Raw genomic sequence first — 20,031 nt, 5'->3', positions numbered from 1 at the left:
AAAGTCGATGCAATCATTCACTCGCCAAGCTGTGACATCGCGCAGCCGGCGGCGCTGTATTGACGTGCTGATCGCACTACCGTGCGTTCGATGAGAATTCTGCGGTTGTAATGCGTCGTGCTTCGTTCCTGGATGCTGGTGTTGCTGATCTGGCCCGCCTTCGCGACGGCACAGGTGTTGACCCTGCCGTGGCCACGTCAGCTGGGCGTCGCCGATGGCCTGCCCAGCACCGATATCCGCGCGTTGGCCGAAGACGCCACCGGCTACCTGTGGCTGGCCAGCGGCGACGGACTGCTGCGCTTCGATGGCCAGCGCTATCGCTGGTGGCGACGCGAGGAAGGCCTGCCCGATGGTGATCTGCGTGCGCTGCATTTCGATGCGCAGGACCGGCTGTGGCTGGGCACGGGCAGCCAGGGGGTGGTGATGATGCGCGCGGACCGGCGCGGTTTCGTGCGGGCCGATATCGACGCACCGGCAGCGCTGCGCAGCGGCGCGGTGACGCGGCTGACCAGCAGTGCCGATGGCACGCTCTGGGCGATCGGTGCCGACCAGGCGCTGTATGCCCTGCAACCGGCGCAGCCGCGCTGGCAGCGACGCAGCCGTACCGGCAGTGTGGTGACCGCCGTGGTCAGCGATGGGTTCGGCACGTTGTGGGTGGGCACCACGCAGGGGCTGCTGCGTCTGGAAGATGAGCGCCTGGTCGGGGCGGGTCGGGCGCGCTGGACGGCACAGCCGGTGCAGGCGTTGTGGGCCGATCCGCATGGCGCGTTGTGGGTGGCGATGGCCGATGGGGTGCGGCGGCTGGATGCCCACGGCCACGTGCAGGGCAAACCGCTGGCCGGGATGCCGGTGCTGCGCAGCGATGACCATGCGCTGTGGCAGCAGCATGCCGATCGGGTGCTGCTCGCCGAGCATCAGACCGAGCAAACGGTCGTGCTGCGTCCATTGTGGGGGCCACGCGGGAAGCCGGTGATACTGCGCCAGGGGCTGCAGGACCGCCATGGCGATCTGTGGTTCGTCAGTGCCGAACACGGGCTGTGGCGGTTGCCCGCACGCTGGCGGCAGTTCACTGCGCTGCCCACCGCACGCGATGGCCTGCCGGGTATCCGCAGCCATTACGCGCTGGCCTTGGCCGGTTCGGCCGATGGTCGGCTGTGGGTGGCCGGCAGCCGCGGCCGGCTGCAGCGCCTGGACCTGCGCAGCGGCGCCAGCAGCGACCACGTCGACTATGCGCATGATGGCCCCAGCGCATTGGCGGTGGGCATGGTGGAGGACACGCATGGGCGGGTCTGGATCGCCACGGGCGACCAGTTGATGCGCTACGACCCCCAACGGAAACGGATGCGGCGCTGGCTGTCTGCGGCGGCCGTTGCGCCCGGTCCGGTGAGTCTGCAGGCATGTGGCGATGGGACGATCTGGTGGACCAGCGTGGACCAGGTGCAGCAGTGGTCGGCGCAGGGCCGGCGTCTGCGTGCGGCGTCGCCGGCCGCGCTGGGTCTGTCTGCCGACGCGCTGGCGCGCCCCCTGCTGTGCAGCCGCACCGGCATGCTGTGGGCGGTCGACCGCGAAGGTATCAAGCGCTGGTGGCCGGCGGCCGAGCGATTCGTCGCCGAGACCGTCGCGGGCGAGCCGGCGGAACTGGCGGCCGCCATCAGCGAGGCGGCCGATGGCAGTCTGTGGGTGAGCCGGCATGGCGCGCTCGAGCAGCTGCACTGGGATGGGCGTGCGTTGCGGCGTCTGCAGCGCATTGGCACGCAGGACGGCTATCCGCAGATGCGTGCCGAGGCAATGGCGTTGGATGCGCACGGGCAGGTATGGGCCGGTGGCGCGCGCGGATTGGTGCAGGTTGATCCGGGTCAACGCCGGGTACGCGTACTGGGTACGGTCGAGGGCCTGCCGGTGCAGGAAATCCTGCGCCAACGGCTGGTCCCGACCCGCGCCGGGGGCATGGCCGCAGCGGTGCGCGAAGGCGGCCTGCTGCTGTTTGATCCGGCCCAGGTGCAGGTGTCGGATCGATTGCCGCAACTGGTGGTGGACCGGGTCAGCGTGCGGCGTGACGGACAGTCGGTGGCGCTGGCGCTGGATGCACAGCCGCTGGCGCTGGGCCAGGGCGACCGCCAGTTGCGGGTGGCGGTGGACCTGCTCGGCGCCGGTGATCCCGATCAGATCCAGCACCGCTTCCGCCTGCTTGGGCATGACCCGGCGTGGGTCGAGACCGGCCCGGTGCCGCAGCGCGTGTTTGCCCAGCTGCCGCCGGGCAGACATGTGCTGGCGGTGCAGGCGCGGCATGCGGATGGGCCGTGGTCGGCGCTGCAGCAGGTCACCTTCGATGTCACGCCGGCCTGGTGGCAGCGCGGCACCGGCATGCTGGCGCTGGGAAGCGGATCGGGCGTGCTGCTGCTGGTGCTGGCGCGCAGCGTCGCGCGGCTGCTGCGGCGTCGGCGGCGTTGGCAGCAGCAGCGTGTACAGCAGCAGCTGCTTGAACAGACCTCGGCACATCGCACGCGGTTCCTGACCCGGCTGGGTCGCGACGTGCGCATCCCGATGACCGGTGTGCTCGGCTGGAGCGAACGCCTGCTGCAGTCGCCGTTGTCGCCCGAGCAGCAGGGCCAGGTCGACAGCCTGCACCGTGCGGGCCAGCACCTGCTGCAGCTGGTGGACGATGCGCTGGATCTGGCGAGGATCGAGTCGGGGCGATTGCAACTGCAGCGTGCGCCGTTTGCACTGGGTCCGCTGCTGGGGGAGTTGCACGCGCTGTTGTTGCCGGTGGCGCAGGGCAAGGGCGTGTCCCTGTACTGGCACAGTACGCTCGCGCCGGCCACGCGCTTGCTTGGCGATGTGCAGCGCCTGCGGCAGATTCTGCTCAACCTGGTGGGCAATGCACTGAAATTCACCGCCCAGGGCCAGGTGGGTATCACGGCACATGCGAGCGGCGATGACGTGGTGGTGGCGGTCCGCGATACCGGCCCGGGCATGACCGAAGCGCAGATCCAACGGCTGTTCCAGCGCTTCGAACAGGCCGACGGTGCCCGGACCGCCGCACGCTACGGCGGCAGTGGGCTGGGCTTGGCCATCAGCCTGGAACTGGCGCATGCGATGGGCGGAGACATCACGGTGGAGAGCACGCCGGGGCAGGGCAGCTGCTTTTCGCTTCGCCTGCCACTGGCGCACGCGCCTGCAGACAGCGTGGCGCCCTTGGTGCCATCGCAGGAAGCGGTGCATAGCGTGCCACGGCTACGCATCCTGCTGCTGTTGCCATCGACGGCGCTGGTGGAGGTGGTGGCCGCGCAACTGCGTGCGTTGGGCCACGCGGTGAGCGGATGCGTGCTTGGCGTCGGGGCGACATTCGCGCCGTTGGCAGGGCCGTGGGACGTGATCGTCGCCGAGCTTGATCTGTTGGTGGAAAGCGGACGCGTCTCGGCCCGGTTGCCGACCTGGTGGCCGGGCACCGCGCGGCTGGCGTTGACCCATCGCGCCGATCCAGGCGCCGAGCGTGATGCGCAGGCCGCCGGTTTCCACGGTTTCCTGCGCCTGCCGGCCACGGCTGCGCGGCTGGCGGCGGCGATCGCCGACTGTCGCGTGCCGCGATGAAGCCGTTGCAGTGGCTCGGTGCACTGGGGGTACTGCTGCTGTGCATCGGCAGCGGGCACGCCGCCGCGCCCCTGGCGCTGCGTTTCACCACCGCCGACGGCCTGCCCTCCAATGCGGTGCACCAGATCGTCGAAGACCGCGCGGGCTATCTGTGGTTCGCCACCGATGATGGGCTGGCGCGGTTTGATGGCCGTCGCTTCCGGGTGTGGCGACTGGAGCAGGGACTGTCTGACAACCGCCTGCTCAGCCTTGCGTTGGATGCACAGGACCGTCTGTGGATGGGAGCGGCCAACGGCACGCTGATGCGGCTGTCGGCCGATCGCGAGCAGATCGACGTGTTGGCCGGGGCGCAACATCCTGGCCTGCGCGGCAGTGCCATCAACGTACTGCTGGCAGCGCATGACGGCACGCTCTGGGTGGGGACGCGCTCGGCGGGGTTGTTCCGGCGTGATCCGGCGGGCCACCTGCAGCAGTTTCTGCCGCCGGCGCACGGCGATGGCCTGCCGGCGCGTGAGGTGGTGCAGCTTGCGCGGGGCAGTGACGGCCTGTTGTGGGTAGGCACGAGCAAGGGGCTGGCCGCGTGGCGCGATGGACGTTTCCAGCCGCTCGGCGAGGTCGGCGCGGAGGCGGCGGCCGTCGACGGGCTCGCCCTGGATACGGCGGGCACGCTTTGGGTGAGCACGCTGCAGCAGTTGTGGCGCGGGGCACCCGGCGAGCGCCTGCAACCGGTGCGCGATGGCGGGCAGGTGCGGGTACTGGCCAGTGGCCGCAACCACGCCCTGTGGCTGGCACAGGACAAGCAGGTCTGGCGCCGCGACGGCGCCGGCGCGGAGTCGGAGAGGATCGCCCTGACGGCGCTCGACAGCGGTGCCAGACCGCGTTTCCGACGCGCGTTCGAAGATCGCCAGGGCGGCGTCTGGCTGCTCGGCACGCATCTGGGCGTGTGGCGCTTGCCGCCGCGCTGGCAGCACTTCCGCGTCCTGGGAGCGCCGCCAGCGATGGTGCCCGCGTGGCAGCTGCGCAGCTCTGCCCCTGCGCCGGTGCGGGAGCTGTATTGCGCACCGGACCATCGCTGGCGGTGGGCAGCCCAGGGGCTGGAGCGCCGGGATGGGCGCGGCGCGGTGCGGACGTGGGCTTGGAGCCGGTTGGGGCTGGAGGTGCACGGCACGCCTCCGGCACTGCACTGCGACGGTGCGCAGGGCCTGTGGCTGGGTGACCGCATGGGCCTGCGACGCTGGAACGGTGAACGCTTCGAGCGCGTGCCCGGCGCTCCGGCCGGCATCAGCGCGGTGCTCGCGGTGGACGACAAGGCGTTGTGGTTGGCTGTGCCTGGCCGGGTACAGCGCTACCGCCTGGTCGATGGCCGGTTGTTGCCGGCCGAAGCGGTCGGGACCCGCGATGGGTTGCCGCTGTTGCCGTTGGCCTCGTTGGCGCTGGATCGGGAAGGGGTGTTGTGGGGCAGCAGTGCGCGCGGCCTGGTGCGGATCCAGACCCGGCCGGCGCAGGTCCGCGTGTTCAGCCGCAGCGACGGGGTCCCCGAGCCGGTCCATTCGGCCGCGCTGCGCACTACCGGCGATACCGTGCTCGCGATGGGAACCGACGGGACGCTGGTGGCTTTCGATCCCTCGGCATTGGCACGGCCAACGCCGCCGCCCGCGCTGGTGGTCGAGCGCATCGCGCTGCGCCGGGAGGGGGCGCTGGTCAGCGTGCCGCCCGTATCTCCGCTGTTGCTGCGGGCCGATGACCGGGATGTCCAGATCACGGTGCGCCTGCTGTCGGGCCTGACGGAAGCACCGCGTGACTACCGGTTCCGACTGCAGGGGCCCGGCCAGCCGTGGAGTCGCGCGGGCAAACGTGGCACGCGCACGCTCCCGCAGCTGCCCCCGGGCGAACATGTACTGGAATACCAGGCACGCGGCAGCGACGGTGCATGGAGGGCAGTGCAGCGATTGGCGATCCAGGTGCCGCGGACGGCGTGGCAGCATCCGGCGATACGGCACCTGCAGTGGGTACTGCAGGTCCTGTTGCTGCTCGGTGCCGCGTGGCTGGGCTGGCAGTGGGCAGTGCGCCTGCGCCAGCGGCGGACGGCGGCGCAGCAGCAGGCCTGGGCCGCGCAGACGGCGCAGGCCAAGGCGCGCTACCTGGCCACGTTCGGCCACGAGATCCGCACCCCGCTGACCGGCGTGCTGGGCATGAGCGAACTGCTGCTGGCCTCGCCGCTGGGATCGGAACAACGGTGCCAACTGGAACAGATTCGCCGCGATGGCGAGCACCTGCTGCAGATCGTCAACCGGGCGTTGGACGATGCACGCCTGGAGGCGGGCCGGGTTCCATTACAGGCCTGCACCTTCGATCTGGCGGCGCTGCTGCAGCAATGGCAACGGCACGCACAGGGCGACGTCGGCACCGCGTTGGCGTTGTGCATGCACCTGCCCGGCGGCGCGCGGGTTCATGGCGATCCGCAGCGCCTGCGCCAGCTGCTGCACGCACTCACGCAGGAACTGGTCGCTGTGCTGGCACCGACGCGGGTGGCGCTGCAGGCAGGTTGGTTGCCCGGGCGCAGCGGCGTGTTGCTGGACTGGCGAGTGGAGGCAGCGATGCCCGCATCGCTGACCGCCTCGGCGCTGCGCGGCGTGCTGGCGCGCATGGAAGGGCTGGCCGGCGCGCTGGACGCCCGCCTGCAGGTCCTGTCCACGCCGGACCACAGCGTGCGACTGGTGGCGAGCCTGCCCCTGGGGTGGTCCGGTGCGGCCGATGCCGATGCCGGTGGCACGGTCGAGCGGGTGCTGCTGGTGGAGGATGACCCGCTGGTGGCCGAGGTCACCGCGCGCCTGCTGGAAGCGCAGGGCGTGCAGGTGGCGCGCGCTGCCCATGCACTGGCAGCACTGGCCGAGTTGGCCGCGGCGGACGTTGATGGCGTGCTGCTGGACCTGGACCTGCCGGGCATCGACGGCTGGCAGCTGCTGGAGATGCTGCGCGGGCAGGGCTGCACGGCGCCGGTGGTGATCCTGACGGCACGGCATGATCCCGCGCTTGTCGTCCGGGCCGCCCGTGCCGGTGCGGCCGGACTGCTGCACAAACCGGTCGGCGCGGCCGTGCTGCTGGCGGCGCTGCGTGGATCGGGGGGCGGTTGAGCGGATCGTCGGCGGCGGGCGAACCGTTTACCATGCGGCAGGGACCCAGGGGCGGTGGTCGCGGCGATGTGCCGGCGCGACCCTGGCGTGCATCCACGGACGATTCGGGAGATTCATTGGTGGTGCCTTTGCGTTGGCTGCTCCTGATCGGGATTGTATGGCTGTGGCCGGCACTGGCCGTGGCCCAGCCGGTACCCCCCACGCCGCGCCAGCTGACCGTGTTCGATGGGCTGCCCTCCAACACCGTCAACCGCATGGCCGAGGATGGCTACGGCTATCTGTGGATCGCCACCAATGACGGCCTGGCCCGCTACGACGGCCGCAACTACCGGATCTGGCGCGCCGAGGACGGGCTGCGCGACAACCATGTCTGGAGCGTGCACGTGGATGCCCGCAACCAGCTGTGGATCGGCACCGAGAATGCCGGGCTGGCGATGATGTCACCGGACCGGCGCGAACTGCGCTTCTTCGACCGCACCAGCCATCCCAAGATCGGCAGCAATACCATCTGGAGCATCACCTCGACCGGTGATGGCGCGATCTGGTTCGGCACCTACGAAGGCGGCCTGCACCGGCTCGACCGCGACGGGGCGATCACCCGGTTCATGCCCGAACGGGGCAACCCGCGCAGCCTGCCGTCGGCGTCGGTCACCTACCTGGCCAGCACCCGCGATGGCAGTCTGTGGGTGGGCACCAAGAATGGATTGGCGCGCTGGACCGGGCACGATTTCGAGCGGGTGCAGGATCGGAACCTGCCGGCGATGCAGGTCAACGGGCTGACCACCGAGGCCGACGGCAGCCTGTGGATCAGCACCACTGCCGGGGTGGTGGTGCGACGCCCGCACGGGCAGTTCGAGCCGGCGCCGTGGAAGGTCGATGACGGTGACCAGATCCTGGGCATGATGCTGCGCGATGAGCAGGGCGGCTATTGGCTCGATACCCGTTCCGGGCTGGGCCGCGCCTACCAGAACCAGTTCCAGCAGGTACCGCTGTACAGCGCGGTGGCGCGCGGGCAGGTGCGGCCGAACTGGACCGGGGCTTACGAAGATCGCGAGGGCGGGATCTGGCTGGCCAGTACCAATGGCGGGCTGTGGCACCTGCTGCCGCGTTGGTGGCAGTTCTCGGTGCTGTCACGGCTGGAGGACGACCCGGCATCGCTGCGCAACGCCTATGTGCTGGGCATGGGCGCGGCGGCCGACGGCGGGCTGTGGACGGTGGGCACGCATGGCGCGCTGGACAAGTTCGACCCGGTCAGCGGCCAGATCGAGCAGCACCGCGTCGCCGTCGATGGCACCCAGTGGTTGCAGTCGGTCCTGGAGGATCCGCGGGGCCGGGTCTGGATCGGGTCGACCGATGCGCTGCTGCGCTACGACCCCGGCAGCGGCGAGATGCGTCGCTGGGGCCGGGATGCGGCGGTCGATGCTGCGATGGAGGGCCAGATCGAATCGATGGCGCTGTGCGATGGCCAGCGGCTGTGGACCGCCTCGCCGGCCGGCCTGCAGCAGCGCGACGTGGAGGGCCGCGTGCTGCACCGGGTGGTGCTGGGGCATGCCGGCCTGGATGCCGGGCAGATGGTGCTGGATATCCAGTGCGGAACGCAGGGCCGGCTGTGGGTGGCCACCGCCCAGGGCGTGCTGCAGTGGACGCCGGCGCGTTCGCGTTTCGAGCCGCTGCCCGGCGGCCCGAGCGCGCCGGTCTACGCGATGGCGGTGGCCGACGATGGCAGTGTCTGGATGTCCGAAGAGGGCAAGCTCACCCAGTACCGCTGGCAGCTGGGGCGGCTGGTGCGGCAGACGTTGATCGGCAGCGGCTCGGGCTACCCGGAAGTGTCCGCGACCGGGCTGGTGGTGGATGCGCAGGGCGTGGTCTGGGCGGCCAGTGCACGCGGCCTGATCCGGGTCGATCCGCGCCTGGGCAACGTGCGCCAGTACGGCGTGCACGACGGCCTGCCCAGCCAGGAATTCCGCCGCCGCACCCTGACCCGCACGGCCAGCGGACGGATTGCCGGCGGTACGCCGGCGGGCGTGGTGCTGTTCGACCCAGCCCAGGTCAAACCAGCCACGCGGCGCGCGCCGCTGGTGATCGAGCGGGTGGAGGTGCGGCGCGGCGATCGGGTGGTCGACCTGACCCATCTGGAACCGCTGGAGATCGCCGATGCCGACCGTGACCTGCGCATCGTGGCGCGGCTGCTGTCCTTCGCCGATTCTTCTTCCAACAGCTACCGCTACCGGTTGACCGGCTACGACCCGGACTGGGTGGAAGTGGGGCCCGGCGGCGAGCGTGTGTTCTCGCGGTTGCCACCGGGCCGCTACCGGTTGGAGGTGCAGGCGCGCTCGGCGGACCTGGTGTGGTCGCGGGTGCAGATCCTGGAATTCCGGGTGCAGCCGCCGTGGTGGCGCAGCCTGTCCGGGTTGTTGGTGATGACCTCGATGGCCTTGCTGTTGATGAGCCTGTTCGCCTGGTTGTACCGGCGCCGCCTGCAGCGTCGGCACGCCTACCAGCTGGCGCTGCAGAAGCAGGAGCTGGCCGAACAGGCGTCGGCGGCCAAGACCCGTTTCCTGGCCAACCTGGGGCACGAGGTGCGTACCCCGATGACCGGCGTGCTGGGCATGAGCGAACTGTTGCTGTCCTCCCCGTTGAACCCGCAGCAGCGCAGCTATACCGAATCGATCCGGCACGCCGGCGAGCACCTGCTGCACCTGGTCAACGATGCGCTGGACCTGGCCCGGATCGAGTCGGGCCGATTGCAGCTGCAGGCACAGCCGTTCCATCTGCAGAGCCTGATCAACGATGTGTGCACGCTGATGGCGGCCCTGGCCGAGCAGAAGCAGCTGCGTTTCGTGGTCGACAACGCATTGCCGCCGGGCACCTGCAGCATCGGCGATGCGGTGCGGGTGCGACAGATCCTGCTGAACCTGCTGGGCAACGCGGTGAAGTTCACCACCCATGGCGAGGTACGGCTGAACGTGCGTTCGGTGAGCCCGGCGCGTGGGCTGTATTTCGAGGTGTCCGATACCGGTCCGGGCATCAGCAGCGAACAGCAGCAGCGCCTGTTCCGGCGCTTCGAACAGGCCGATGGCGCACGCACGGCCGCGCAGTACGGTGGCAGCGGGCTGGGCCTGGCGATCTGCCGTGAGCTGGCCCTGGCGATGCAGGGCCAGATCGGGGTGGAAAGCCAGCTGGGCGTGGGCACCCGTTTCAGTGTGACGCTGCCTTTGCCGCTGCAGGCCGATGCAGGCGGCGAGGAGGGCGGCACGCCGGTCGTCGGGCAATCGCTGCCGCCGCTGCGCATCCTGCTGGTCGAAGACGATATGACCGTGGCCAGTGTGATCACCGGTCTGCTCGGTGCGCGCGGGCACGCGATGGTGCATGCCGAACATGCGCTGGCGGCCTTGCGCGAGGTCAGTGAAGGGCCGTTCGATGTGGTGCTGCTGGATCTTGATTTGCCGGGATTGGGCGGTATCGAGCTGGCCGGACATCTGCGCAACCAGGGCTATGAAATGCCGTTGATCGCGGTGACAGCGCGGACCGATCCGGGCATCGAGCAGCAGGTGCGCGAGGCGGGGTTCAGTGGTTTCCTGCGCAAGCCGGTGACCGGCGACCTGCTGGTGGAGACGATCGCCTTTGCGTTGCGCGGACCGCACGCCAACGCCCCCTGAGTCGGTGCGTGCGGCGGCCTATTCGGCCACTTCCTCGATGTCGCGCGGCGAGGGCCGGGTATCGGGCAGCTGCCAGAAGATGACGGTCGAGGTGAGGGTGATGGCGCCGACGCAGACGAAGGTGGCGTGCAGCGCGGCCGTGGCGCCGCGCAGGGCATCGAGATGGTCGAAGGCGGCCAGCAAGCTGCCCGCGGCGGCGGCACCGAAACCGGTGGCGAGCATCATCACCATCGACAGCAGGCTGTTGCCGGCGCTGGCGAAATCGCGATCGAGATCGCGCAGGGTGACAGTGTTCATGACGGTGAACTGCAGCGAATTGACGGCACCGAACACCGCCAGCTGGACGATGCGCACCCACAGTGGCTGGCCGGGGGTCATGAAGATGAAGCTGGCCATGGCCAGGCCGACCAGCACCGTGTTGACCATCAGCACGCGGCGGTAGCCGAAGCGTTCGACCAGTTTCACCGCATAGCGTTTGGAGAGCATGCCGGCGGCGGCGACGGGGATCATCAACGGGCCGGCGTTCATCGGGCTCATGCCCATGCCCACCTGCAGCAGCAGCGGAATCAACAGCGGCATGGCGCTGCTGCCGATGCGCGAGAACAGGTTGCCGAGGATGCCGATGCGGTAGCTGGGCACGTGGAACAGGGCCAGCGAGAACAGCGGGGCGGTGGAGTTGGCGGCGTGCAGCCAGTAGCCAACGAGGGCGGCCAGGCCAGCCACGGTCATCAGCATCACCAGCGCATGCGGGGTGGCCATGCCGGAAATGCCGTCCAGGGCCAGCGAGAGCACGACCATGCCGAAGGCGAGCATGAGGTAGCCGGCCAGGTCAAAGCGGGTGCGATGCTCGGCGTAGTGGTCGGGCATGATCTTCATGGCGGCGATGTAGCCGATGACGCCGATCGGCAGGTTGATCAGGAACACCCAGTGCCAGGACGCAACTTCGACCAGCCAGCCGCCAAGGGTGGGGCCGATCAGCGGGCCGATCAGCGCGGGGATGGCGATGAAGCTCATGGCGCGCAGGAATTCTTCGCGCGAAACCGAACGCATGACGGCCAGCCGGCCGACGGGCAGCAGCATGGCGCCACCGACACCCTGCAGCACGCGGGCGGCAACGAGCTGGTGCAGGGTCTGGGCCAGCGCGCAGGCGAGCGAGCCCAACGTAAACAGGATGATGGCGACGAGGAAGGTGCGCCGGGTGCCGAAGCGGTCGGCGATCCAGCCGGAGGCAGGGATGAAGGTGGCCACCGCCAGGGCGTAGCTGAACACCACCGACTGCATCTGCAGCGGGCTTTCGCCGAGGCTGCGGGCCATGGCCGGGAGGGCGGTGTTGACGATGGTGGAATCCAGCATCTGCATGAAGATCGCCAGCGATACCAGCCACAACAGGGGCCGGATCGAGGCGTAGCTGCTGGTGGTCATCGTGCGTGCCTTCGTCAACGAGGCGCCCATGATCGCCGATGCGAGGTCAGGGTGTGGTCAAGATGCGCAACGCCGCACTTCGGCCGGCGCCGCCGCGCCGGCCCGGAAACGCCCTCAGCGTGCGCTCAACCGGTGCACGGCCTCCACCAGCACGCCGACGTGCTCGGGGTTCATGTCCGGCGACATGCCGTGGCCGAGGTTGAACACATGGCCCTCGCGCGAGCCGCCATTGCCCTGCGCGTAGTTGTCGAGCACCAGGCCGGCGGCGCGTTCGATCGCGGCGGGGTTGCCGTACAGCGTGGTCGGGTCGAGGTTGCCCTGCAGGGCGACGCGGCCGCCGGTGCGGGCGAGCGCGTCGGCCAGGTCCAGGGTCCAGTCCACGCCGAGCGCATCGGCGCCGGTGTCGGCGAGCGCGCCCAGGTGCAGGCCGGTGCCCTTGCCGAACAGGATCAGCGGAGTGCGCTGCTCGCCCTGGCCGCGTTCCAGTTCCTGGGCGATGCGGGTGAGGTAGCGCAGCGAGAATTCGCGGTACATGGCCGGGCTGAGCACGCCGCCCCAGGTATCGAAGACCTGCAACACCTGCGCGCCGGCGGCGCGCTGCGCGGCGAGATAGGCGATCACCGCATCGGTGACCACCGAAAGCAGCTGGTGCAGGGCCGCCGGTTCGTTCAGGGCCATGGCCTTGATGCGGGCGAAATCCTTGCTGCCGCCGCCTTCCACCATGTAGCAGGCCAGCGTCCACGGGCTGCCGGAGAAGCCGATCAGCGGCACGCTGCCATCCAGCTCGCGGCGGATCACGCGCACGGCGTCCATCACGTAGCGCAGTTCGGTTTCCATGTCCGGCACGGCCAGCTTGGCGATGGCGGCGACGTCGCGGACCGGATGACGGAACTTGGGGCCTTCGCCTTCGACGAAGTACAGCTCCAGGCCCATCGCGTCGGGGATGGTGAGGATGTCCGAGAACAGGATCGCCGCATCCAGGTCGAAACGACGCAGCGGCTGCAGGGTGACTTCGCAGGCGATATCCGGGTTCTTGGCCATGGCCAGGAAGCTGCCGGCCTTGGCGCGGGTGGCGCGGTACTCGGGCAGGTAGCGGCCGGCCTGGCGCATCAGCCAGACGGGGGTGCAGTCCACGGGTTCGCGGCGCAGGGCACGCAGCAGGCGATCATGGCGGGCGGGGTGGGTCACAGGACGCTTCCTTGGAATCTGGGGGCGCGGTAGCTGCCGCTCAGGGCGGTGTCATGCCGCTGCTATAGGTGATCTGGTAGCCGCGCAGGAGCTGCGCGTCGCGCGCCTTCTCGAACGCGCCGTGGGCTTCGTCGGCCTGCAGGAACTGCTCGCGCCGCAACTGCGCGCGGCCGCCGACATCGCCGGATTCGCGCAGCAGTTCCCAGCCGCCGAACAGGTCCGGTTGCAGGGTCAGCTGGAGGTAGCGGGCCGGGTCGGCACCGCTGGCGGGTTGCTGCAGGAAGACGCGCATGGCGTGGATTGTAGCCGCGAACGCTGTAGACGGCCGGTGCCGGGCGGCGCCCGGCCTGCGGCCAACGGTCGCAGTTCAGCCGCCGCGCAGCACCTGCAGCACCTGCGCTTCGTCGACGTCGGCCACCACTTCGGCCCGGCCGATGCCACGCCACAGCACCAGGCGCAGGCGCCCGGCGAGGTTCTTCTTGTCCAGCCGCATGCGTGCCAGCAAGGCCTCGGCGGCCAGCCCGGCCGGGATCTGCACCGGCAGCTCATAACGCAGCAGCAGGTCGCGCAGCTGCCCGGTGTCGGCATCGCTACTCATGCCCAGCTGGGCCGACAGCCGTGCGGCCAGCACCATGCCGACCGCGACCGCTTCGCCGTGGTTGAGGTTGTCGTTGCCCGGTGCGCCATAGCCCTGTTCGGTTTCGATGGCGTGGCCGAAGGTGTGACCAAGGTTGAGCAGGGCGCGTTCGCCCTTTTCCAGCGGATCGCGCGCGACGATCTCGGCCTTGTGCTCGCAGCTGCGTGCGATCGCCTGGGCCAGTGCGGTGTCGTCGCCGGCCAGCAGCGCGGCGTGTTCGGCCTGCAGCCACTGGAAGAACAGCGGATCGCGGATCGCCCCGTACTTGATCACCTCGGCCAGGCCGGCGCGCAGTTCACGCGGCGGCAGGGTGCGCAGGGCGGCGGTGTCGGCGATCACCGCGCGCGGCGGGTGGAACGCGCCAACCAGGTTCTTGCCTTCCGGGATGTCCACCGCGGTCTTGCCACCCACCGAGGAGTCCACCATCGCCAGCAGCGAGGTCGGCAGCTGCACGCAGTCCACACCGCGCATCCAGCAGGCGGCGGCGAAACCGGCCAGGTCACCGGCGACACCGCCACCCAGGGCCAGCACGCAGGCATCGCGGGTGGCGCCGAGCGCGGCCAGCGCGCTGATCGCCGCGCCGAAGTTGGCCAGGGTCTTGGACGCTTCACCGGCCGGCAGCACCAGCTCACCGATCAGCAGGTCGGGGCGTTCGGCGCGCAGGGCGGCCTTCACCCCGGCCAGGTACAGCGGCGCCACGTCGGTGTCGCTGAGCAGCAGCACGTGGCGGCCGCGCACGTGCTGTGCGAGCAGGGCGCCCTGGCCGAGCAGGCCCGGGCCGATATGGATGGTGTAGGGGGTGTCGCCGCTGACGGCAACGGTGCGGGGGGCGGGGCTCATGCGGGTGTTTCCTGTCGCTGCCAGTGCGTGGCCAGGCGCAGCACCAGCTGCGCGGTGGCCTCGGCGGGCGTGTAGAGGTCGGTGTCCAGGGTCAGGTCGGCCAGCTGCTGGTACAGCGGATCGCGCAGGGTGGCCATCTCGTGCAGCACCTGCTCACGGTCCGGGCGCTGCAGCAACGGGCGGCCGCGGTCGCGCGCCAGCCGTTCCAGCTGGGCCGGCACGCTGACCCGCAGGTACACCACGAAACCGCGCCGGGCGATGGCCTCGCGGTTGCCGGGGTCCAGCACGGCGCCACCGCCGGTGGACACCAGCTGGTTGCGCCCGGCCAGCAGCGCCTGCAGGACCTCGCGTTCGTGCTGGCGGAAGCCGGCTTCGCCGGCATGCTCGAAGATCGCCGGGATGCTGGCGCCGGTGGTATCGACGATGGCCTGGTCGGCATCGACGAAGTCCAGCGTGAAGCGCTCGGCCAGGCGGCGCCCGATGCAGGTTTTGCCGGCGCCCATCGGGCCAATCAGGATGAGGTTCGGAGCGGGATTCATGACCTGCGATGCTAACACCTCCGTGTCACCGCCTTTACGCGCGGGGCCGCATGGTGGGCGGCGCGGAATGTCCCGCGTGCAGCCGGAGCCTGTCCATGTCAGTGGCCAAAATCATCGAGATCAATGCGTCCTCCAAGACCAGCGTCGAAGACGCTGTTCGCAGTGGACTGAAGAAGGTGTCCGAGACCGTCAAGGGCATCCAGGGCGCCTGGATCAACGAGACCAAGGTGGTGACCGATGGCGAGGGCAACATCACCGAGTGGCGGGTCAACCTGCGGATCACCTTCCTGGTGAGTTGAGGCCGTTGCCCCCCGGTCGCTACGGCCGGGGGATGACCTGGCGCTGTTCGTCCAGTGCGATCACCCGGTCGGCGCGCGCGGGCAGGGTGCGCAGCGCCTGCCGGCTGACCCGCTCGTAGTACTGCACGAAGCGCTCCAGCTGGGCCCGGCTCATGCTGCTGCGCTCGGGCTGGGCGGCCTGCAGGTTCTGCTCCTGCTGCCAGCGCCAGCGCGGAATCACCGAGAAGTCCGGGGGCTGCAGGAACCACAGCCGGTCGCACCGTTGCCACAGGGCCGGGTAGTGCTCGGCCAGGGCCTGGTTGCACCAGCGGCGCCAGTGGCCGTCGGCATCGCCTTCGCGTTCGAGTGCGTTGATCGGGGCGACCAGCGCGTCGTCGTCCTCGGCGGGCGTGCCGAGGAACCAGCCTTCGAACACCAGCAGGTCCAGCGCGCCGTCGATCTGCGGCCATTGCGCGGGCGCGACGCGTTCGTCGGCCAGTTTGTCGAAGCGGGGCAATGTCACCGGCTGGCGCGCGCTGATCGCCTCCAGGGTGGCATGCGCCAGGGGCAGGTCGTGGGTACCCGGCGGGCCCCGGGTCAGCAGCAGCGGATGCACCTGGCGGGCCAGCCGCTGGCGCTGCGCACGGGTGAGGTAGAAGTCGTCGATGGACAGCGCCGCCGCGCGCAGCCCGCGGCGCTCGGCCAGGGCCACCACCTGGGCGGCCAGCGTCGATTTGCCGCTGCCCTGCAGGCCGCTGATCGCCAATACTGGGACCGCCGATGCAACCGAGAGCGCATCCTCCAGCGCCTGTGCGACCAAGTCTTCAGGGAATCCTTTCTTCTGGGGCATGTACGCAGCGGTGGACATGCGGTGACAATAAACCCAAATCGTGTGGCAAGAAACCAACCATGACCGATCTGTATACCGAAGCGCTGTCGACCTTTGCCGGGCTGTATGAAGAAGCCAAGGGCAGTGCCGAAATCGAACCCAATGCAATGACCGTGGCCACGGCTGACGTGCACGGCCGGCCTTCCGCACGCACCGTGCTGCTGAAGGCGTTCGACGCGCGCGGCTTCGTGTTCTACACCCACCTGGACAGCCACAAGGGCCGCGAGCTGCAGGCCAATCCGCACGCGGCGCTGTTGTTCCTGTGGCGCAGCCTGCGCGAGGCGGGCATCCAGGTGCGTATCGAAGGTACGGTCGAGCCGGTCAGCGGCGCCGAGGCCGATGCGTACTTCGCCTCGCGGCCGCGCATGAGCCAGATCGGCGCGTGGGCGTCGCTGCAGTCGCAGACGCTGGCATCGCGCGAGGCCTTCGATGCACGCGTGGCCGAGGTCGAAGCGCGTTTCGAGGGCCAGGACGTGCCGCGCCCGGACGGCTGGAGCGGGGTGCGCGTGGTGCCGCAGCGGATCGAGTTCTGGTATGGCGCGCAGTTCCGCCTGCACGAGCGCTGGTGCTATGAAGTGGCTGCCGATGGGCAGTGGAGCAAGCGCTTGCTGTTCCCGTAAACCCGGTGGCAGGGCCCCGATCCGCACACGCTTCATCCGGGGGCAGGGAACGCGCGGGCACACTGCGGTGCTCTACCGATGGCTGGAGGTTGCATGGTGTCCGCGCGTTTTCTGTTTGCCGTGCCGCGTGTACGTGGCGGTGCGGAGGCGGCGCTGCTGCTGCTTGCCCGTGTGGTGGCCGGGGTGATGTTCAGCGTCTCGGGCTGGAACAAGGTGTTCACCGAGGCCGGGCGCGAGCGCATGGTGCAGACCCTGGTGGAATCGGGCATTCCCTGGCCGGCGCTGAGTGCGCCGGTGCTGGGCGTGATCGAGTGGATTGCCGGTGCACTGCTGGTGGTGGGGCTGCTGAGCCGCCCGTCGGCGTTGTTGCTGGCCGCGATCTGCGCGGTGGCGGCGTTCACCGATGGCCTCGCACGGATCCCCGCCGGGCTGGGCGTGCTCGACTGGTTCAGCTGGTTCTTCTATCTGACCGAAGTGCCGCTGGCGGTACTGCTGCTGTGGGTGGCCACGGTGGGCAGCGGACGGATGGCGCTTGAGGCACGTTGGGCAGGCCGGTAGCGGCGGCGTTGCGCGGACTACAGCGTCTCGGCACGCAGCCAGCGCCACAGCGTGGTGCGTGACACGCCCAGGGCGACGGCCATGCCTTCGCGATCGTTCTGGTGCGCCTGCAGCAGCTGCAGCAGGCGCGCACGGTCTGGCCGCCGACTGCCGGGATCGGCGGCCAGCTGCGCGTCGCCGGACGATGCCAGTTCGGGGGCCAGCTGCAGCAGCCGTTGCGCGCTGATCGGGCCGTCGGCAGGTTGCCAGTGGATGCGCAGCCGATCGACCAGGTTGCGCAGTTCGCGCACGTTGCCCGGCCAGGGCGCGTCCATCAATGCGGCCATGGCCGCATCATCGAGCGGTGCATCGATGCCGCGCAGCTGCTGGAAGAAATGTCCGGCCAGCAGGCGGATGTCGTCACGCCGGCTGCGCAATGCCGGCAACGCGATGCGCAGCACCGCAAGACGGTAGTAGAGGTCGCGCCGGAACCGCTGTGCCTCGACCAGTGTTTCCAGCGACTGCAGCGTCGCGGCGACCACGCGCACGTCCACCGGGGTCGGCTCGGTCGCACCAACCCGCAGTACTTCGCGTTCTTCCAGTACACGCAGCAGACGCGTCTGCAGCGGCAGTGGCAGCTCGCCGATCTCATCCAGGAACAAGGTGCCGGTGTCGGCCGCTTCGACCAGGCCGACCCGGCCACCGCGCCGGGCTCCGGTGAAGGCGCCTTCGGTGTAGCCGAACAGCTCGGCTTCCAGCAGCGATTCGCTGATCGCCCCGCAGTTGAGCGCGACGAACCGACCGCGGCGTCCGCTGGCGGCATGCAGTTGGCGCGCCACCAGTTCCTTGCCGGTGCCGGTGGCGCCGCTGACCAGCACGGTGCTGTCGTGCGGCGCATACAGCGCGATCTGTGCGCGTACGTCCTGCATGGCGCGGCTGTCGCCCAGCAGTGCATGATCCTCCGCGCTGCGCCGGGCCGGTGCACGGCGGCGGGCGAGCGGCGCGCCGGAGCGGGCCAGGGTCTGGGTCAGTTCCAGTGCATGCTCGAACGCCTGGCGCACCGAGTCGGCCGAGTACAGCAGCACCCCCGGCAGGCCCACCTGCTCGGCATGGTCGATGGCCATGCCGGTGCCGACGATCACCTCGATGCCGTTGGCGCGCAGGTCGGCGATGCAGTCACGCGCGTCCTCGCGGGTGACGAAGCGGCGGTGCTCGATATCCAGCCCGAAGCTGTGCTGGAAACCGGCGAAGGTAGGCACGTCGGTGGCATGGGTGACCAGCCCGATCCGCGGCGCGATCCGGCGCGCGCGGGCGAGGGCTTCCATCAGGTCGAAACCGTTGGCCTGGATCGGCACCAGCGGCACCTCCAGCCGGCTGCGCAGGTAGGCCGCGTTGGAGCCGCCGGCGATCACCACGTCGCAGTGCTCGCGGCGCAGGCGCTGGCCGATCACATCCACCGCTTCCTCGAAGCCGAGGTTGATCGGCACGATCCGCGCGCGGCGGTCGAACTCGGGAATCACATCGCCGAGCAGGCCGGTCAGCCGCGACACGCTCACCGTCCAGATCACCGGCAGGCTGCCCGGCTCCGGATCGGGCAGGCGGGGGCGATGGCGGGGCAGGCTGATCGACATGGCGGGGTTTCGGTGTTTCAGTTGCAGCCATGTTACATCTGTTTCAATGTTTCATCGTGAAACGCGATTGCCACCGCTCTGTCTCAATGAAATCAGATACTTGCCACTTGGCATGGCCCTTGCGCTCTCTACAACATCAACCACGATGGAATGCCGCATGAGCACCTCTGTTTCTTCCGCGGGCGCCCGTTTCCGCGCTGCCCTGGCCGCCGAATCGCCGCTGCAGGTGATCGGTGCGATCAACGCCAACCACGCGCTGCTGGCCCAGCGCGCCGGCTACCGCGCCATCTACCTATCCGGTGGCGGCGTCGCCGCAGGCTCGCTGGGCGTGCCGGACCTGGGCATCAACACCCTGGAAGACGTGCTGATCGACGTGCGCCGCATCACCGACGTGTGCGACCTGCCGCTGATGGTGGATATCGACACCGGCTTCGGGCCCAGCGCGTTCAACATCGCGCGCACGGTGAAATCGCTGATCAAGGCCGGCGCGGCCGCCTGCCACATCGAAGACCAGGTCGGCGCCAAGCGCTGCGGCCACCGCCCGGGCAAGGAAATCGTCTCGCAGGGTGAAATGGTCGACCGCGTCAAGGCCGCCGCCGACGCCAAGACCGATCCGGACTTCTTCCTGATCGCACGCACCGATGCCATCCATGTGGACGGCGTGGATGCGGCGATCGAGCGCGCCGTTGCCTGCGTCGAGGCCGGTGCCGACGGCATCTTCGCCGAGGCCGCCTATGACCTGGACACCTACCGCCGTTTCGTGGATGCGGTGAAGGTACCGGTGCTGGCCAACATCACCGAGTTCGGCAAGACCCCGCTGTTCACCCGCGATGAACTGGCCTCGGCCGGTGTCGCCATTCAGCTGTTCCCGCTGTCCGCGTTCCGCGCCGCCAACAAGGCCGCCGAGAACGTGTATGAGACCATTCGCCGCGACGGCCATCAGCGTAACGTGGTCGATGCGATGCAGACGCGCGAGGAACTGTACGACCGTATCGGCTACCACGCCTTCGAGCAGCAGCTCGATGCGCTGTTCGCCGCCAAGAAGTAACGTCGCACCACTTGTTTT

Annotated in this window: 14 protein-coding genes; 7 read left to right on the top strand and 7 right to left on the bottom strand. The window is 69.6% G+C overall.

The features are described from left to right. Positions 1-117 precede the first annotated feature (117 nt). From AC3IPM_RS14415 to AC3IPM_RS14405, 3 genes are all read left to right on the top strand, one after another. A complete protein-coding gene (locus AC3IPM_RS14415; protein ID WP_489300658.1) occupies positions 118-3,591 on the top strand; it encodes a sensor histidine kinase in 3,474 nt (1,157 codons plus the stop codon). Further along, a complete protein-coding gene (locus AC3IPM_RS14410) occupies positions 3,588-6,725 on the top strand; it encodes a ligand-binding sensor domain-containing protein (protein WP_489300657.1) in 3,138 nt (1,045 codons plus the stop codon). Before AC3IPM_RS14415 ends, AC3IPM_RS14410 begins: the two co-directional genes overlap by 4 nt. 119 nt (positions 6,726-6,844) lie before the next feature. Beyond that, positions 6,845-10,384: a hybrid sensor histidine kinase/response regulator gene (locus AC3IPM_RS14405; RefSeq protein WP_489300655.1), complete on the top strand. Its 3,540-nt coding sequence runs from the start codon at positions 6,845-6,847 to the stop codon at positions 10,382-10,384. Between the two features lie 18 nt (positions 10,385-10,402). On the opposite strand, the gene mdtD is transcribed toward AC3IPM_RS14405, so the two are convergent. The 5 genes from mdtD to AC3IPM_RS14380 form a co-directional block, all read right to left on the bottom strand. Then, positions 10,403-11,806, bottom strand: a complete 1,404-nt coding sequence (mdtD, locus tag AC3IPM_RS14400; RefSeq protein WP_489300654.1) for a multidrug transporter subunit MdtD — start codon at positions 11,804-11,806, stop codon at positions 10,403-10,405. Between the two features lie 114 nt (positions 11,807-11,920). Continuing rightward, positions 11,921-12,994, bottom strand: a complete 1,074-nt coding sequence (gene hemE, locus AC3IPM_RS14395) for a uroporphyrinogen decarboxylase (RefSeq protein ID WP_489300652.1) — start codon at positions 12,992-12,994, stop codon at positions 11,921-11,923. A gap of 40 nt (positions 12,995-13,034) precedes the next feature. Next, positions 13,035-13,286, bottom strand: coding sequence for a WGR domain-containing protein (locus tag AC3IPM_RS14390; protein WP_489300651.1), 252 nt, complete (start codon positions 13,284-13,286; stop codon positions 13,035-13,037). 75 nt (positions 13,287-13,361) lie between these two features. Further along, positions 13,362-14,471 carry a 3-dehydroquinate synthase gene (aroB, locus tag AC3IPM_RS14385; protein WP_489300650.1) on the bottom strand — a complete coding sequence of 370 codons (1,110 nt, stop codon included), beginning with the start codon at positions 14,469-14,471 and terminating at the stop codon, positions 13,362-13,364. Further along, positions 14,468-15,010: a shikimate kinase gene (locus tag AC3IPM_RS14380; RefSeq protein WP_489300649.1), complete on the bottom strand. Its 543-nt coding sequence runs from the start codon at positions 15,008-15,010 to the stop codon at positions 14,468-14,470. Before AC3IPM_RS14380 ends, aroB begins: the two co-directional genes overlap by 4 nt. Positions 15,011-15,105: 95 nt before the next feature. Between AC3IPM_RS14380 and AC3IPM_RS14375 the strand changes: the two genes are divergently transcribed. After that, positions 15,106-15,309: a dodecin family protein gene (locus tag AC3IPM_RS14375; RefSeq protein ID WP_489291822.1), complete on the top strand. Its 204-nt coding sequence runs from the start codon at positions 15,106-15,108 to the stop codon at positions 15,307-15,309. A gap of 19 nt (positions 15,310-15,328) precedes the next feature. On the opposite strand, the gene AC3IPM_RS14370 is transcribed toward AC3IPM_RS14375, so the two are convergent. Then, entirely contained in the window at positions 15,329-16,156 is an 828-nt protein-coding gene (locus AC3IPM_RS14370; protein WP_489300648.1) for a kinase, read from the bottom strand. A gap of 41 nt (positions 16,157-16,197) precedes the next feature. Between AC3IPM_RS14370 and pdxH the strand changes: the two genes are divergently transcribed. After that, the gene (gene pdxH, locus AC3IPM_RS14365) at positions 16,198-16,797 is read left to right on the top strand and encodes a pyridoxamine 5'-phosphate oxidase (RefSeq protein ID WP_489300647.1); all 600 of its coding nucleotides are present in this window, start codon (positions 16,198-16,200) and stop codon (positions 16,795-16,797) included. A gap of 93 nt (positions 16,798-16,890) precedes the next feature. Further along, a complete protein-coding gene (locus AC3IPM_RS14360) occupies positions 16,891-17,355 on the top strand; it encodes a DoxX family protein (RefSeq protein ID WP_489300646.1) in 465 nt (154 codons plus the stop codon). Positions 17,356-17,372: 17 nt separating this feature from the next. Here AC3IPM_RS14360 and prpR read toward each other — a convergent pair whose 3' ends face one another. Continuing rightward, positions 17,373-18,965, bottom strand: a complete 1,593-nt coding sequence (gene prpR / locus AC3IPM_RS14355; protein WP_489300645.1) for a propionate catabolism operon regulatory protein PrpR — start codon at positions 18,963-18,965, stop codon at positions 17,373-17,375. 157 nt (positions 18,966-19,122) lie between these two features. Here prpR and prpB point away from each other — a divergent pair, with 157 nt between their 5' ends. Further along, complete coding sequence (prpB, locus tag AC3IPM_RS14350; protein WP_489300644.1) at positions 19,123-20,013, top strand: methylisocitrate lyase; 891 nt, start codon at positions 19,123-19,125, stop codon at positions 20,011-20,013. The last annotated feature ends 18 nt before the right edge of the window (positions 20,014-20,031 follow it).

The sequence above is a fragment of the Stenotrophomonas sp. GL_111 genome, assembly GCF_057835245.1.
The sequence above is the reverse complement of the archived record's forward strand: the minus strand, read 5'-3'. Positions and strand labels throughout refer to the sequence as shown.